The organism is Streptomyces canus, assembly GCF_030816965.1.
Lineage (GTDB): Bacteria > Actinomycetota > Actinomycetes > Streptomycetales > Streptomycetaceae > Streptomyces > Streptomyces canus_E.
In genome coordinates this window covers 1,028,837-1,043,439 of sequence record NZ_JAUSYQ010000002.1, presented here as the reverse complement: position 1 = coordinate 1,043,439, position 14,603 = coordinate 1,028,837, and the positions used below count along the sequence as shown (strand labels likewise).

The window sequence follows — 14,603 nt, the reverse complement described above, 5'->3', positions numbered from 1 at the left end:
ATTCCGCAACGGGGAGACGTGGGGGAGGCGGGAATCTTTGCAGTCTCGTGAATGCTGTGCAGGTGATGACCGGACTGGTGGTGTGCGTGGCGGTGCTCGCGGCGGCGAGCGCCTATGGGGTGCTGCAGCGGCGGCGGAGCGGGAGAGTGCGGGTGCGCGGGCGCGACGACGGCAAGAGGCTCGGCGCGGCCGAGTTGGGCGAGGAACTCGGCGAACGCGCCACACTCGTCCAGTTCTCCAGCGCCTTCTGCGCGCCCTGCCGGGCGACCCGGCGGGTGTTGGGCGAGGTCGCCGGCATGGTCCCGGGCGTGGCCCATGTCGAGATCGACGCCGAGAAGAACCTCGACCTGGTCCGCGAACTCGACATCCTCAAGACGCCGACCGTACTGGTCCTCGACGCCGACGGCCGGGTCGTACGGCGGGCCACCGGCCAGCCGCGCAAGGCGGACGTCATCGCGGCGGTCGGGGAGGCGGTTTGACACCGGGTGCGCCGACGGTGAGGCATCTCCCAGATGCCGGAACGTACTTGACTGTGCACCGCACCTATCGTCAGCCTGACCGTATGCCTACGGAACTCCTTCTGTTCGGGCGGGTCCACGTCGACCTCGCCCGCACCGCGAGCGCGCGCTGTCCGGCTTGTTGAGCAGCCACGGTCCAGCTCGACGCTCCTCGCAGAAGGAAATCCCCATGACGGCCACGCCTGACCTCGGTGCCTCTCGACTCGCCTCTCCCGATCTCCTGCGGTCCGTCTTCCGGCGGCACGCGGCAGGCGTCGCCGTGATCACCGCGAGCGGTGACGCCGGTCCGGTCGGCTTCACCGCCACGTCCCTCGCCTCGGTCTCCGCCGAACCGCCGATGCTCTCCTTCGGGATCGGCACGGGCGCCTCCAGCTGGCCCGCGATGTCCCGGGCGGACCACGTCGGCGTCCACATACTCGGCGAGCACCAGGAGGAACTGGCCGCCACCTTCGCCCGCAGCGGTGCCGACCGCTTCGCGGCGCCCACCGCCTGGCGCGAGGGGCCCGAGGGGGTGCCCGTCCTCGACGACGTCCTCGCCTGGCTGGTGTGCCGGGTCGTCGCGCGCGTGCCCGCCGGGGACCACCGCGTCGTACTGGCCGAGGTGCGGCTCGGCGACCCCGCCGGCGCCGGCCGACCGCTGCTCTACCACCAGGGCCGGTTCCACGGCCTGCGCGACTGATCGGCTCATGGGCCCTTCCGCTGTGGTGCGCGGCCGTCGAGTTCCGATTACGCTGCGTTGCGAAGGTCACAGTTCAAAGCGCTTGCTTAGCGGGCAGGAACTGGATGTACTGGTGAGTAATATTGCGGTCGGAGCGCAGCCCGCCCCGACCGGGATCGGCCGCTTGGGGCGCCTATGCTGCCTGCAAGAGGCAGCCGAGAAATGACGATGCAGTAGGAGAGCCGGCGTGAGCTTGAGGATCGTTGTCACTGTGAAGTACGTGCCCGACGCCACCGGCGACCGGCACTTCGCCGATGACCTGACCGTCGACCGGGACGACGTGGACGGTCTGCTCTCCGAGCTCGATGAGTACGCGGTCGAGCAGGCGCTGCAGATCTCGGAGAACTCCGACGACGACGTCGAGGTCACGGTCCTGACCGTGGGCCCCGAGGACGCCAAGGACGCGCTGCGCAAGGCGCTGTCGATGGGTGCCGACAAGGCCGTCCACGTCGAGGACGACGACCTGCACGGCACCGACGCCCTGGGCACCTCGCTGGTGCTGGCCAAGGCGATCGAGAAGGCCGGCTACGACCTGGTGATCTCCGGTATGGCCTCCACCGACGGCACGATGGGCGTGGTCCCGGCGCTGCTGGCCGAACGCCTTGGTGTGCCGCAGGTGACCCTGCTGTCCGAGGTCTCGGTCGAGGACGGCACGGTCAGGGGCCGCCGCGACGGGGATGCCGCCTCGGAGCAGCTGGAGGCCTCGCTGCCGGCGGTGGTGTCGGTGACCGACCAGTCGGGCGAGGCGCGCTACCCCTCCTTCAAGGGCATCATGGCGGCCAAGAAGAAGCCGGTGCAGGCCTGGGACCTGTCCGACCTGGACCTGGAGGCCGGGCAGGTCGGCCTGGAGGGCGCCTACACGGTCGTCGACTCCGCGACCGAGCGCCCGGCCCGCACCGCGGGCACGATCGTCAAGGACGAGGGCGAGGGCGGCAAGCAGCTCGCCGAGTTCCTCGCGAGCCAGAAGTTCATCTAAGGGTCACTGGCCCGCTGAGGCTCAGCTCAACCCCGTACCGCCCCCTCAGACTTCGCAATCCGCAGGAGAGCATCCCCATGGCTGAAGTTCTCGTCTATGTCGACCACGTGGACGGTGCCGTCCGCAAGCCCACCCTCGAGCTGCTGACCCTGGCCCGCCGTATCGGTGAGCCGGTCGCCGTCGCGCTGGGTGCCGGTGGCGCCGACACCGCCGCCGTCCTGGGTGAGCACGGTGCCGTCAAGGTCCTGACCCACGACGCCTCCGAGTACGCCGACTACCTGGTCGTACCGAAGGTCGACGCGCTGCAGGCCGCGGTCGCCGAAGTGTCCCCGGCCGCCGTGCTGGTGCCGTCCTCCGCCGAGGGCAAGGAGATCGCCGCGCGTCTGGCGCTGCGCATCGGTTCCGGCATCATCACCGACGCCGTCGACCTGGAAGCCGGCGACGCCGGTCCGGTGGCCACCCAGTCGGTGTTCGCCGCTTCCTTCACCACCAAGTCCCGCATCTCCAAGGGCACCCCGGTCATCACCGTCAAGCCCAACTCCGCCGCCGTCGAGGCCGCCCCGGCCGCCGGAGCGGTCTCGGAGCTGTCCGTGACCTTCTCCGCGCAGGCCACCGGCACCAAGGTCACCGGCCGTACCCCGCGCGAGTCGACCGGGCGTCCGGAGCTGACCGAGGCCGCGATCGTGGTCTCCGGCGGCCGCGGCGTCAACGGCTCCGAGAACTTCGCCATCATCGAGGCCCTCGCCGACTCCCTCGGCGCGGCCGTCGGCGCCTCCCGCGCCGCGGTGGACGCGGGCTGGTACCCGCACACCAACCAGGTCGGCCAGACCGGCAAGAGCGTCTCGCCGCAGCTGTACATCGCCAACGGTATCTCCGGCGCGATCCAGCACCGCGCGGGCATGCAGACCTCCAAGACCATCGTGGCGGTCAACAAGGACGCCGAGGCCCCCATCTTCGACCTCGTCGACTACGGCGTCGTCGGCGACCTCTTCGACGTCGTCCCCGCCCTCACCGAGGAGATCAACGCCCGCAAGGGCTGATCCCCGCTCCGGGCGTACGAGGCCCCCGTGACCGCCGACGCGGTCGCGGGGGCCTCGGCTCATCCCAGGGTGACGGTGGCCTGCACCGGCAGGTGGTCGCTCGGGAACTGTCCGTTCATCGCGAAGGTGTTGATCGAGGCCCGGTGGACGGTGGCGCCGGCCGAGGCGAGGATCCAGTCGATGCGGTCGCCGTCGGGGGTGAGGGGTTTGTAGCCGTGGAAGGTGGCGTACTGCCTGCCGCGTTCCACAGCGGCGTCCCAGGTGTCGACGAGACCCGTGGCGAGCAGGGTGTCGTACGCCTGGTTGTCGTGGGCCGCGGCGTTGAAGTCGCCGGTCACCACCACCGGTGTCGAGCGGTCGAACTCGGCGATCTTCTGGCCGAGGAACACAGCGGACCGCTCGCGCGCGTACTGGCCCAGGTGGTCGAAGTGGGTGTTGAGGACGTGGAACTCCCGTCCGCCGACGGCCCGGTCATGGAAGCGGACCCATGTGACGATCCGGGGGAGCGCTCCACCCCAGGTGTTCGAGCCGATGACCCTGGGCGTGTCGGAGAGCCAGTACGTGTCGTGCTCGACCGGGGCCAGGCGCCGTGTGTCGTAGAAGATCGCTGTGGACTCGTCGTGGCTGCCGCCCTCGCGGCCGGTGCCGATCCAGTCGTAGTGCGGTCCGAGGTCGGCGTGGATGTCACGCAGTTGCTGGTAGAGGCCTTCCTGGGTGCCCATCAGGGTAGGGGCCTCCTGACGTAACAGCCGGCGCATCACCGGGCGGCGGGCGGCCCAGCTGTTGGGTTCGGCGGTGCCGGCGAAGCGGAGATTGAACGTCATGACATCGAGTCGGCGGTTGGACGGCTTGGCGGCGGAGGCCGGCAGCGTGCCCATCAGCGGCACGGTGACGGCGGCGGCCATGGCGGTTCTGAGGCCCATGCGACGCGTCATTCTGTGGGTGTCCGACATGTTGTTCCCTCCCGACGGGACAGGATGAATGTTCGAACCGGAGTGCGGTAGAGGGCGTAGGGGTTCTCGGCGCCTTGAATGAACGCGGTGGCTCATGCTGGGGACGGGGTGTTGACCGTCCGGAAGCTTCATGGATAACTTCGCTCTACGGATTGTTGATTCCGTAGAGCGGAAAAGTGGAGGGTGTGGGATGGGTCACGGCCAGCAGGAGCAGGTGGCGACGAGCCTCGCGGGTGCCGTCAGCGAGGAGATCAGCGCCTCCCTCGCGCCGGTCGACGCCGAACTGGAGCGCCGCTACCCCGGAGACCCCGGCACCCGCCAGCCCGTGCACACCGTCTACGTCCCCGGTGACGCCTTCGCCTCCGACACCATCCGTTCCTGGGGCGAGAAGGCCCTCGCCGCCCTCGACGAACACGCCCCGGACGCCGCGTCCTTCGCCGCCGTCCTCGGGTTGTCCGACGACCTCGCCGAGCCCGTCTACGCGCGCGTGCGCGCCAAGCTGGAGCACCAACCGATCGAGGACCTGCGCGTCGACTTCGAGGACGGCTACGGCCCGCGCCCGGACGCCGAGGAGGACGAGACGGCGGCCCGCGCGGCACGACTGATCGCCGAGGCGTACAAGAACGGCACGGCGGCCCCGTACATGGGCATCCGCATGAAGTGCATGGAGGCGGTCGTCCGGGACCGCGGCATCCGGACCCTCGACATCTTCCTCACGGGCCTCATGGCGGCGGGCCGCCTGCCCGAGGGACTGGTGCTGACCCTGCCGAAGGTGACCTACGCCGAGCAGGTCACCGCGTTCGTCCGGCTCCTGGAGGCCTTCGAGAAGGCACACGGACTGGACTCCGGCCGAATCGGCTTCGAGATCCAGATCGAGACCAGTCAGTCCATCCTCGCCACCGACGGCACCGCCACCGTCGCCCGTATGATCCAGGCCGCCGAGGGCCGCGCCACCGGACTGCACTACGGCACCTTCGACTACAGCGCCTGCCTCGGCGTCTCCGCCGCCTACCAGGCGAGCGACCACCCCGCCGCCGACCACGCGAAGGCGATCATGCAGGTCGCGGCCGCGGGCACCGGCGTACGGGTCTCGGACGGCTCCACGAACGTCCTGCCGGTCGGTCCGACGGCGAAGGTCCACGACGCCTGGCGACTGCACTACGGCCTGACGCGCCGGGCGCTGGCCCGCGCCTACTACCAGGGCTGGGACATGCACCCCGGCCACATCCCCACCCGGTACGCGGCCGTGTTCGCCTTCTACCGAGAGGGCTTCGAGCAGGCTGCCGGCCGACTCGCCCGGTACGCGGGCCGGGTCGGCGGCGACGTCATGGACGAGCCGGCCACCGCCAAGGCGCTCAGCGGCTATCTGCTGCGCGGTCTCGACTGCGGCGCGCTCGACATCGCCGAGGTGGCCCGGCTGACGGGTCTGGCCCGGGCCGACCTGGAGGCGTACGCGGCGCCCCGGCGCGGTGACCTGACCGTTCCCACGAAGTAGCACGAAGCAGGCGGAGACGTAGCGGCCCTGTCACGGTCGCAACCGCCGGCTGAAGTCGTCACTCCTGCCCCGTAGTCTGTACGGCACGCATTGACGTGTTCACAGGAACGGGGCAGCGGTGTCTTCGGGGGAGACCAACGGAAAGGGCCAGGACGAAGCCGGTCGGCTGCTGGCCGGGCGTTATCGTGTCGTGGCCCAGCTCGGTCGCGGCGGCATGGGTGTGGTCTGGCGGGCCGTCGACGAGGTCCTCGGCCGTGAGGTCGCCGTCAAGGAACTGCGCACCTACACCGACGCCGACGGCCCGGAACTCGCCGATTTGCGGCTGCGGATGCAGCGCGAGGCCCGTGCCGCGGCCCGGGTCCGGCATCCCGGCGTCGTCGCGGTGCACGACGTGGCCGAGGTCGACGGGCGTCCACTGATCGTCATGGAGCTGGTCGACGGGCCGTCCCTGGACGCCGTGCTGCGCAAAAGCGGTCCCCTCGACCCGCGTGAGGCGGCCGGCATCGGCGCCAAGGTCATGGACGCGCTGGCCGCCGCCCACGAAGCCGGCGTACTGCACCGCGATGTCAAACCCGGCAACATCCTGCTCGACCGCTCGGGCCGCGTCCTGCTGACCGACTTCGGCATCGCCACGATGGACGATCCGGGCGACGGCTCGGCCACGAACCTCACCCGCACCGGTCATCTCGTCGGCTCCCTGGACTACATGGCCCCCGAGCGCGCCCAGGGTGCCGATCCGGGACCGGCCTCCGACGTGTGGGGCCTGGGTGCCACGCTGTACGCGGCGGTCGAGGGGGCCTCGCCGTTCCACCGTACGTCGACGTTCTCCACGCTCACCGCGATCGTCGGCGAACCGCTCCCCGAATCCCGCCGTGCCGGCCCCCTCGGCCCGGTTCTCCAGCGCCTGCTGGACAAGCGTCCCGAGGCGCGCCCGGGGGCGGGGGAGGCACGCGGGCTGCTGCAGGCGGTGGCGGACGGGGCAGGGTCGGACAGGCCCACGACTACCTTGCGGGGTACGGCGGGTTCGGCGGGGCGGGCCGAGACGGCCCCCGACGTTCCGGCGGCGCCGGTGGCATCGGCCGGTCTCGGGCCGACGGACCCGACGAGGCCGGGGTCGGCGGCGGGATCCGGATCGCACGGGGCTGAGCAGGCCCAGGGGCCCGGTGAGCACGAAACGGCGGGGACCGTGGCCGCGCAGCCGACCGCGCCCGCGGCGGCTGTAGAGCCCGGAACTCCGGGGCAGGGCGCTGCGGGTGCTGCGGGTGCTGCGGGGCAGGCCGGGGCGCCGGCGCCGTGGTGGGTGACGTCCGCCTCTCAGGACGGTGCTCCCGGACGGACCGGTCTGCCGGGGCAGGGCCCCGGCGCGTTCGCCCCTCAGGCCGGTGGTCCGGGGCAACCCGGGCCCTCGGAACACCGCCCCGGAGCGTTCGTCGCCGCTCCGGGACAGCCCGCGTCTCCGGCTTACGGTCACGGTGCGTCCGCGCTCCACGACCCGCTCCCGCCGGGCCCCATGACCACCGCGCCCCGGCCCCGCCGCAAGGGCCGCGCCCTGCTTGTCGCCGCGGCCGTCACCGTTGTTCTCGCGGGGGCCGGAACAGCCGTCGCCATGCTGAACAACTCGGGTGACGCCGAGGCCGACGCCCGTCCGTCCGCGACCGCCACCACGGCGACGGCCTCCACGTCCGCCCGTACCGACGCCGACCGATCCAGCAGTCCCGGGCCCACGGACGGGAACGACAAGAAGACTGCGAGCGCGAAGGGGACGTCCGCCGACGACGGGGGCTCCAAGCCCACGAGCCGTGCCTCCGCGTCCGCCACGGCCAACTCCTCCGGTGGTGGCACCTCAGGGGGCGACGGCTCGGACGGTTCGTCCGGCGGCAGCGGTTCAGGCGGCAGCGGCTCCGGCGACGGCGGCACGACCGGGGACGGCGGCTCCAGCACCCCGGCCCCGGCCTGCACAGCCATCGGCGGCGGCAAGTACAACTGCACCGTCTGGAAGACCGCCACGTCCTACACCGCCTCCGGCGCCGAGGCCGGCGTCCTCAACGCGGGCACCAACTACTTCTACTGCCAGTCGAACCTGGGCCGCCGCGAGACCTCGGGCGAGTGGACCAACGTCTGGTGGGCGAAGACGGACGACGACAGCGGCAACACCGGCGTCTACGTCAGCGACGTCTACCTCAAGGGCGGGAACAACGACGAGCCGGTGCCGGGACTCCCGGTCTGCTGAACCGTCACGTACCGCTCCAGGCCGGACTCCGTGACCCGCTTCTCGTCGGCGAACAGCCGGGTGCCCGCCGCGCACAGCTGACGGTCGGCGCGGGCCCGTGCCACGAACTCCTCCGGCGTGACGCCGAACAGCTGACGCAACCGGGCCGACCCCACGAGGAGTTCGGCCAGCAGCTCCCGTTGGCCGGGGTGGGTGCGCGCAGCGCCGGTGCCGTCGTGCAGGACGCCGTGGCGGTTGACGTAGGAGTGGACACCCGGCAGGGGCACGCCGCCGGGCAGTTCGACCCGCACCTCGGGCGCGGGCAGCCAGGCGCGCCCGTAGTTGCCGTTCGGCAGCGGCACCCCCTCGCTCGCGTCGATGATCGCCAGTTGCTCGGGGTCCAGCCAGATGACGAACAACTCCCGTACGGTGTCCGGGGCGTGGAAGGGAGACGCCGACACGTATCCCATGCGGCTCACGTGCGCGGACACGCCCACGTCGACGCCGGTCACCCGTGTCTTCACCATCGGGATCGGCGAGGTGATCCCGAACTCGGCCATCTTGTGCCGCAGCTGGCCGGGGCTGGCGTTGGAGCCGACCGCCAGGACGGGCGCGCGGTCCTCGTACCACCACCGGTCGCGGGGCAGGGGCACCAGCCGGTCACCGTCGAGGAGCGCGGAGTCCGTCGGCCAGGCGCCGGGATACCGCAGCGGGTGATCGCGAGGTGCCTCGGCCAGACCGAGGGTCTCCAGGGCGAAGTCCTCCATGGCTGCTCAGTCCGCCGGCGGCAGCTCGCCCGAGCCCCGGGTGATCAGCCGGGTCGGCAGTTCGATCCGCTCCGGCGTCGGCAGCGTGCCGTCCAGCCGGCGGAACAGCCGCTCGGCGGCCGTACGGCCCAGCGTCGCAGCGTCCTGGGCGACGACCGTGACGCCCGGCTGCAGCAGATCGGCGAGTTCGATGTCGTCGAAGCCGACGAGGGCGACTCGGCGGGTGTGTTCGGCCAGGACACGGATCACGGTGACCGTCACCCGGTTGTTGCCGGTGAAGATCGCGGTGACGGGGGAGGGGCCGGAGAGCATCCCCTCGGCCGCCCCGCGCACCCGCACCGGGTCGGTGACACCCAGCGACGTCCAGGCGTCCGCCACCTCGATGCCGGCGTCCTCCATGGCGGCCCGGTACCCGCGCAGCCGCTCGGCGGCCGTGTGGATACGGGGCATGTCGCCGATGAAACCGATCCGCCGGTGGCCATGGGCGATGAGGTGGGCCACGGCGTCGCGGGCACCGCCGAAGTTGTCGGAGAGGACGACGTCGGCGTCGATCCGGCCCGCCGGACGGTCCACGAACACCGTGGCCACGCCCGCCTTCAGCTCCGGCTCCAGATAACGGTGGTCGTCACCGGCCGGGATGACCACGAGGCCGTCCACGCGCCGGGCGCACAGCGCCAGCACCAGTTCCTGCTCGCGCTCCGGGTCCTCGGCGCTGGAGCCGTTGATGAGCAGGGCGCCGTTGGCCCGGGCCACCTCCTCCACCGCACGGCTGAGGGGGCCGTAGAACGGGTCGGCGAGGTCCTCCAGGACCAGGCCGATGCTGGCGGTACGGCCCTTGCGCAGGACGCGCGCGCTGTCGTTGCGGCGGAAGCCGAGGGCCTCGATGGCCTCCCGCACCCGGTGCTCCGTCTCGGGTGTGACCCCCGGTTCGCCGTTGACCACACGGGAGACCGTCTTGAGCCCGACGCCGGCCCGCGCGGCCACGTCCTTCATGGTCGGACGGTTGCCGTACCGGCTCGTGGCGAGGCGGTCTGCTCGGCTGTGGGTGTCGGGCACGATACGGCGTCCTGTCCTGTAGTCGACGGGGATGCGGCGGTCCATGATTTTGTATGAGGATATGGCGTCGAGCATAGAGCCTGGACAACGTTGTCAGATGCGGGAGACACTGTCCACCGCAATCCGTCGGCCGGCGCCCCCACCGCGAGACCGGCCTGTCCATTCCTCAAGGTTGACCGGGGAGAACTGACACTGATGCACACCGACCTCGTGGCTGCGCTCGACATCGGCGGCACCAAGATCGCCGGAGCGCTGGTGGACGGCCACGGCCGGATCCTGCTCCGGGCACAGCGCGCCACGCCCGCGCAGGAGGACGGCGACACCGTGATGCGCGCCGTCGTGGAGACCCTCGGCGAGCTCACGGACTCGCCGTTGTGGGGACGCGCGGGCGCCCTCGGTATCGGCAGCGCGGGCCCGGTGGACGCCTCCACCGGCACCGTGAGCCCGGTGAACGTGCCCGGTTGGCGCGACTATCCGCTGGTCAGCAGGGTTCGCGAGGCGGCCGGAGGGCTCCCCGTCGAGCTGATCGGCGACGGTGTGGCCATCACGGCGGCGGAGCACTGGCAGGGCGCCGCCCGTGGTCACGACAACGCGCTGTGCATGGTCGTGTCGACCGGTGTGGGAGGCGGGCTGGTGCTGAACGGCCAACTGCACGCCGGGCCCACCGGCAACGCCGGGCACATCGGGCACATCAGCGTCGACCTCGACGGCGACCCGTGCCCGTGCGGCGCGCGCGGCTGTGTGGAGCGCATAGCCAGCGGTCCGAACATCGCCCGGCGCGCACTGGAGAACGGCTGGCGGCCCGGTCCTGACGGCGACACGTCCGCCGCCGCGGTGGCCGACGCTGCCCGGGGCGGCGATCCGGTCGCCGTGGCCTCCTTCCAGCGGGCCGCCCAGGCGCTCGCCGCCGGCATCGCCGCCACCGCGACCCTCGTCGAGATCGACATCGCCGTCATCGGCGGCGGGGTCGGCAAGGCGGGTGACGTCCTCTTCGAACCGCTGCGCAAGGCGCTGGGCGACTACGCGACGCTCTCCTTCGTCCAGCGCCTGACGATCGTGCCCGCCCAGATGGGCACGGACGCGGGGCTGGTCGGCGCAGCCGCGGCGGCGCTCGCGAAGCAGGCGGACACGGCAGCGGCGGTCTGACGCCGAGGCGGTGCGAGGCGCCGGCGATGTCGGCGGAAACGTTCACTTGGCGGCCGGGTCCGAAGACCCGGCCACCAAGCGCCGTCAGCAGCTCAACCGCGCGTCCGCCCAGTCCGCGTGGTCCGAGTCGATGCCGTCCCCGCCGTCGGTGACGACGAGCCGGACCAGCCGGGCGCCGGTGATGTCCGCGGTGAGCGGCTCGGCCGGCATGGCGTTGGTGAGGACGCCGGTGGACGCCACCTTGGTGCCGTCCGCCCAGACCTCGAAGGCGACGGTGCCGTTCGCGCCCTTCTCGTCGTCGACGCCGACGTCGGCGGTGACGGTCTCGCAGGCCGCGCCCGTGTAGTACTCGACGGCGCTCTCCGCGTGCACGCCGAGCCCCTTGGCGTAGACCACCCCGCCCATGGTGATCGGATGACCGTCGCCCGCGGAGCTCTCCCCGTTGCTGGTGTTGCGTTCCACGGGACCGTAGCCGTTGGCGGCCGACAGCCACGGAAGGTCACCGAGTTCTGAGGTCCCCGTCGGCGGCGGCACCACCACGGTCGCGGTGAACGGCAGGACGTTCTCGACCCGGACACCGGCCGGTGAGCGGTAACTCGCCTTGAGCGTCAGGTCGTACGACCCCGTCGGCGTCCCCTGTGGAGCGGTGACCGTCCACGTCGTGCGCAGCGAGCGGCCCGTGGACAGGGCTGCGGAGGTGGTCGGCGAGGTCGGCTTCACAGCCCAGCCCCCCGGGCCGGACAGCCGTACGGAGACCTGCCCGGCCGGGGTGCGTCCCAGGTCGGTGACGGTCGTCGTCAACGGGGCCCGCGTGCCGGCCTGGACCAACGGACTGCCGTCCAGGCCGAGTTCGACGGCGGGCGGGTGCTGGGTCCACCTGCGGTCGGCAAAGACCCGTACGAGGACCGTTCCGTGCGCGGGGACGGTCGCCGAGATCGTGCCCGCCGTGTTGTAGCTCTTGTGCTGCCACAGGTCGCGCAGGGTGTACGCGGCGGCGTCGGGCAGGCCGAGGGCCGCGGCGGTGGTGGCGATGCGCTGCGGGCTGCCCGACTCGTTGAACAGGGCGACCGCGCGGCTGCCGTCCTTCATCTCCTTGGCGACGACCCAGCGTCCGCCCCCGGAGGAGATGACGGATCCCTGCTTGCCCAGGGGGTCCTGGTCGACGGCGATGACCTCCTTGTTGCCGAGGATCTCGAAGGTCTCGTCGGAGACCGTGCGCAGGTCGCTGCCGATGAGCAGGGGGGCCGCCATGACCGACCACATCGAGAAGTGCGAGCGGTACTCGGTGGCCGTCATGCCGCCGTTGCCGACCTCCAGCATGTCGGGGTCGTTCCAGTGCCCGGGGCCCGCGTGGGGCGCGAGGGGCAGGTTCTGCTTGAGGATCGAGAGCATCGAGCCCCAGGTGTCGCTGATGTCGCCGGTGGTGCGCCACAGGTGGCCGACGTCGGCGGCCCACTCCCAGGGCTTGTTCTGGCCCCATTCGCAGATGCTGTAGACGATCGGTCTGCCGGTCGCCTTCAGGGCGTCGCGCATGGTCGTGTAGCGCAGCTTGGCGTCCACGCCCTGGTTGTTGCAGTTGTCGTACTTGAGGTAGTCGACGCCCCAGTCCGCGAACTGCTGGGCGTCGCTGTACTCGTGGCCCAGCGCACCCGGGAAGCCGGAGCTGCTGCACGTCTTCGTGCCAGCGCTGGAGTAGATGCCGAGTTTGAGACCCTTGGAGTGCACATAGTCGGCGACGGCCTTGATGCCGTTCGGGAAGCGGGCCGGGTCCGGGACGAGCTTGCCGTCCGCGTCCCGGGCCGGCAGGGCCCAGCAGTCGTCGAGGTTGACGTACTGGTACCCGGCGTCCTTGAGGCCCTTCTCGACGAAGATGTCCGCGATGCCCTTGACCATGGACTCATTGAACTCGGCCCGGCAGTGGGTGGAGTTCCAGTTGTTGAAGCCCATGGGCGGGGTGAGGGCCAGGCCGTCGGCCAGGGCGGGTGACGTCGGCCCCTCCTCGTCCGCGACGGCGGGGGCCCCGGACACCGCGAACAGCAGCACGGTGAGTGCGGCGACCGTCCTTCGGCGGGTTGTGCGGGTGTGAAGGTGACGCATCGTTACGTTCCTCCGAACCGGCAGAAGGTGCGATGACGGCATGTACGCGTCATTCGGTGTGGGTTAAAGGTAGGACCTGTTGGACTGTGGTGGAAGAGAGCGGCGCGCGTAGGGCAGCGTGACCCATTCCGTCCGGCGACGTTGATCAGGCCATGAAGAAGCGCAGCATGCTCGCCATCGCCTCCCTCGCCACCGGCTTCGTCGTCGCGGCAGTCACTCCCTCGCACGCCCTGGGTGAGGACCTCGACCACGTCGACGTCGACAAGACCCTCAGCACCCTCGACCACACCGTCGCCGGCGACAGTCCGGACGGCGTGGACGGGACCGCCCTCGGGGGGAACGGCTGACAAGGCCTGCGCGGACCGCGGCACCGGGGCCCCTCTGGACGAGGGGCCCCGGTGCCGCGTTCGTGCGCCCTCATCTGCGGCTGGTTTCCGTGGCAGGGTGGAGCGGGCAAGCCTCAGGGGGCCCAACAGAAGAGGGGGAGTCCGTGATCGTCTGGATCAACGGCGCGTTCGGTGCGGGGAAGACCACCGCCGCACGGGAACTGATCGAACTGATCCCGAACAGCACGCTCTTCGACCCCGAGGACATCGGCGCGGCGGTCGTGCGTCTGCTGCCGCCCAAGCACCTCACCGAGGTCGGCGACGTCCAGGACCTGCCGATCTGGCGACGTCTGGTGATCGACACGGCGGCCGCGATGCTCGCCGAGCTCGGCGGGACCCTCGTGGTCCCCCTGACCCTGCTGCGCCAGGAGTACCGCGACGAGATCTTCGGCGGCCTCGCCGCCCGCCGGATCGCCGTCCGGCATGTTCTCCTCGCTCCGGCGGAAACGATCCTGCGCGAGCGAATAGCCAGGCGGGAGACCCCGCCTACCCTTCCACCGGGCGAGATGGGGCAGGGGCATTGGGCGTACGACCACATCGCGCCCTACCGGGCAGCCCTCGCCTCCTGGCTCACCGCCGACGCCCACCTGATCGACACCGGCGCGCTCACCCCGTACGAGACGGCCGCCCGCATCGCCGAGGACCTCGGCGCCGGGACCGTGCCGGTGTGCGACATCGTGCAGACCCCCGAGCCCAGCGCCGAGACCGTGGCCGCCGGGGTCCTTCTCTTCGACGAGCAGGACCGGGTGCTGCTCGTCGACCCCACCTACAAGGCCGGCTGGGAGTTCCCCGGCGGTGTCGTCGAGCCCGGTGAGGCGCCTGCCCGGGCCGGTGTGCGCGAGGTCGCCGAGGAGACCGGCATCCAGCTGGAGGACGTACCGCGTCTCCTCGTCGTCGACTGGGAGCCGCCCGCGCCTCCCGGATACGGCGGACTGCGCCTCCTCTTCGACGGCGGCCGGCTGGACTCCGCCCGGGCACAGGCGGTTCTGCTGCCCGGTCCCGAGCTGCGCGGCTGGTGTTTCGCCAGCGAGGAGGAGGCCGCCGAGCTGTTGCCGCCGGTGCGCTACGAGCGGTTGCGGTGGGCGCTGCGGGCCCGGGAACGCGGGGCCGCGCTCTACCTGGAAGCCGGGGTTCCGTTCGGCTGACGTCCGGGGGTAGGCCCCGTCGGCATGCGGTGCCGACGGGGCTTCGCCATGTTCGAGGCATGTTCGACTCAGGCAAGCGGAGGGCGAGAACAAGCCA

Annotated in this window: 13 protein-coding genes; 9 read left to right on the top strand and 4 right to left on the bottom strand. The window is 71.5% G+C overall.

Annotated features, from left to right (window positions below):
• Positions 1 to 65 precede the first annotated feature (65 nt).
• From QF027_RS05770 to QF027_RS05755, 4 genes are all read left to right on the top strand, one after another.
• Positions 66 to 479: a TlpA family protein disulfide reductase gene (locus tag QF027_RS05770; protein ID WP_062051245.1), complete on the top strand. Its 414-nt coding sequence runs from the start codon at positions 66 to 68 to the stop codon at positions 477 to 479.
• Between the two features lie 208 nt (positions 480 to 687).
• Positions 688 to 1,197 (top strand): flavin reductase family protein, encoded by a 510-nt coding sequence (locus QF027_RS05765; RefSeq protein ID WP_306985359.1) that lies wholly within the window; start codon positions 688 to 690, stop codon positions 1,195 to 1,197.
• Between the two features lie 226 nt (positions 1,198 to 1,423).
• Entirely contained in the window at positions 1,424 to 2,212 is a 789-nt protein-coding gene (locus QF027_RS05760) for an electron transfer flavoprotein subunit beta/FixA family protein (RefSeq protein ID WP_306973278.1), read from the top strand.
• A 77-nt stretch (positions 2,213 to 2,289) separates the two neighbouring features.
• Positions 2,290 to 3,252 (top strand): electron transfer flavoprotein subunit alpha/FixB family protein, encoded by a 963-nt coding sequence (locus tag QF027_RS05755; protein ID WP_306985361.1) that lies wholly within the window; start codon positions 2,290 to 2,292, stop codon positions 3,250 to 3,252.
• Positions 3,253 to 3,311: 59 nt separating this feature from the next.
• On the opposite strand, the gene QF027_RS05750 is transcribed toward QF027_RS05755, so the two are convergent.
• Positions 3,312 to 4,205 (bottom strand): endonuclease/exonuclease/phosphatase family protein, encoded by an 894-nt coding sequence (locus QF027_RS05750; RefSeq protein ID WP_306985363.1) that lies wholly within the window; start codon positions 4,203 to 4,205, stop codon positions 3,312 to 3,314.
• Positions 4,206 to 4,395: 190 nt separating this feature from the next.
• Here QF027_RS05750 and QF027_RS05745 point away from each other — a divergent pair, with 190 nt between their 5' ends.
• Both QF027_RS05745 and QF027_RS05740 read left to right on the top strand, forming a co-directional pair.
• A complete protein-coding gene (locus QF027_RS05745) occupies positions 4,396 to 5,700 on the top strand; it encodes a DUF6986 family protein (protein WP_306985365.1) in 1,305 nt (434 codons plus the stop codon).
• 118 nt (positions 5,701 to 5,818) lie between these two features.
• A complete protein-coding gene (locus QF027_RS05740) occupies positions 5,819 to 7,930 on the top strand; it encodes a serine/threonine-protein kinase (protein WP_307073081.1) in 2,112 nt (703 codons plus the stop codon).
• Here QF027_RS05740 and QF027_RS05735 read toward each other — a convergent pair.
• The gene (locus QF027_RS05735; RefSeq protein ID WP_307073079.1) at positions 7,876 to 8,676 is read right to left on the bottom strand and encodes a hypothetical protein; all 801 of its coding nucleotides are present in this window, start codon (positions 8,674 to 8,676) and stop codon (positions 7,876 to 7,878) included. The two genes, QF027_RS05740 and QF027_RS05735, sit on opposite strands and share 55 nt — an antisense overlap.
• Before the next feature lie 6 nt (positions 8,677 to 8,682).
• The gene (locus QF027_RS05730) at positions 8,683 to 9,732 is read right to left on the bottom strand and encodes a LacI family DNA-binding transcriptional regulator (protein WP_306986802.1); all 1,050 of its coding nucleotides are present in this window, start codon (positions 9,730 to 9,732) and stop codon (positions 8,683 to 8,685) included.
• 195 nt (positions 9,733 to 9,927) lie between these two features.
• Between QF027_RS05730 and QF027_RS05725 the strand changes: the two genes are divergently transcribed.
• Positions 9,928 to 10,878: an ROK family protein gene (locus QF027_RS05725; RefSeq protein ID WP_307073077.1), complete on the top strand. Its 951-nt coding sequence runs from the start codon at positions 9,928 to 9,930 to the stop codon at positions 10,876 to 10,878.
• A gap of 84 nt (positions 10,879 to 10,962) precedes the next feature.
• On the opposite strand, the gene QF027_RS05720 is transcribed toward QF027_RS05725, so the two are convergent.
• On the bottom strand, positions 10,963 to 12,975 hold the full coding sequence (locus QF027_RS05720) for an NPCBM/NEW2 domain-containing protein (RefSeq protein ID WP_306985372.1): 2,013 nt from the start codon (positions 12,973 to 12,975) through the stop codon (positions 10,963 to 10,965).
• Positions 12,976 to 13,127: 152 nt separating this feature from the next.
• Here QF027_RS05720 and QF027_RS05715 point away from each other — a divergent pair, with 152 nt between their 5' ends.
• Complete coding sequence (locus QF027_RS05715) at positions 13,128 to 13,322, top strand: hypothetical protein (protein WP_306985374.1); 195 nt, start codon at positions 13,128 to 13,130, stop codon at positions 13,320 to 13,322.
• A 143-nt stretch (positions 13,323 to 13,465) separates the two neighbouring features.
• Positions 13,466 to 14,506 carry an NUDIX hydrolase gene (locus QF027_RS05710; protein ID WP_307073075.1) on the top strand — a complete coding sequence of 347 codons (1,041 nt, stop codon included), beginning with the start codon at positions 13,466 to 13,468 and terminating at the stop codon, positions 14,504 to 14,506.
• The last annotated feature ends 97 nt before the right edge of the window (positions 14,507 to 14,603 follow it).

Excerpts from the sequence above, each read along its gene's own strand:
- QF027_RS05770 (WP_062051245.1), top strand. The coding sequence starts at position 66 with ATGACCGGACTGGTGGTGTGCGTGGCGGTGCTCGCGGCGGCGAGCGCC.
- QF027_RS05720 (WP_306985372.1), bottom strand. The coding sequence starts at position 12,975 with ATGCGTCACCTTCACACCCGCACAACCCGCCGAAGGACGGTCGCCGCA.
- QF027_RS05715 (WP_306985374.1), top strand. The coding sequence starts at position 13,128 with ATGAAGAAGCGCAGCATGCTCGCCATCGCCTCCCTCGCCACCGGCTTC.
- QF027_RS05725 (WP_307073077.1), top strand. The coding sequence starts at position 9,928 with ATGCACACCGACCTCGTGGCTGCGCTCGACATCGGCGGCACCAAGATC.
- QF027_RS05765 (WP_306985359.1), top strand. The coding sequence starts at position 688 with ATGACGGCCACGCCTGACCTCGGTGCCTCTCGACTCGCCTCTCCCGAT.
- QF027_RS05735 (WP_307073079.1), bottom strand. The coding sequence starts at position 8,676 with ATGGAGGACTTCGCCCTGGAGACCCTCGGTCTGGCCGAGGCACCTCGC.
- QF027_RS05750 (WP_306985363.1), bottom strand. The coding sequence starts at position 4,205 with ATGTCGGACACCCACAGAATGACGCGTCGCATGGGCCTCAGAACCGCC.
- QF027_RS05745 (WP_306985365.1), top strand. The coding sequence starts at position 4,396 with ATGGGTCACGGCCAGCAGGAGCAGGTGGCGACGAGCCTCGCGGGTGCC.
- QF027_RS05755 (WP_306985361.1), top strand. The coding sequence starts at position 2,290 with ATGGCTGAAGTTCTCGTCTATGTCGACCACGTGGACGGTGCCGTCCGC.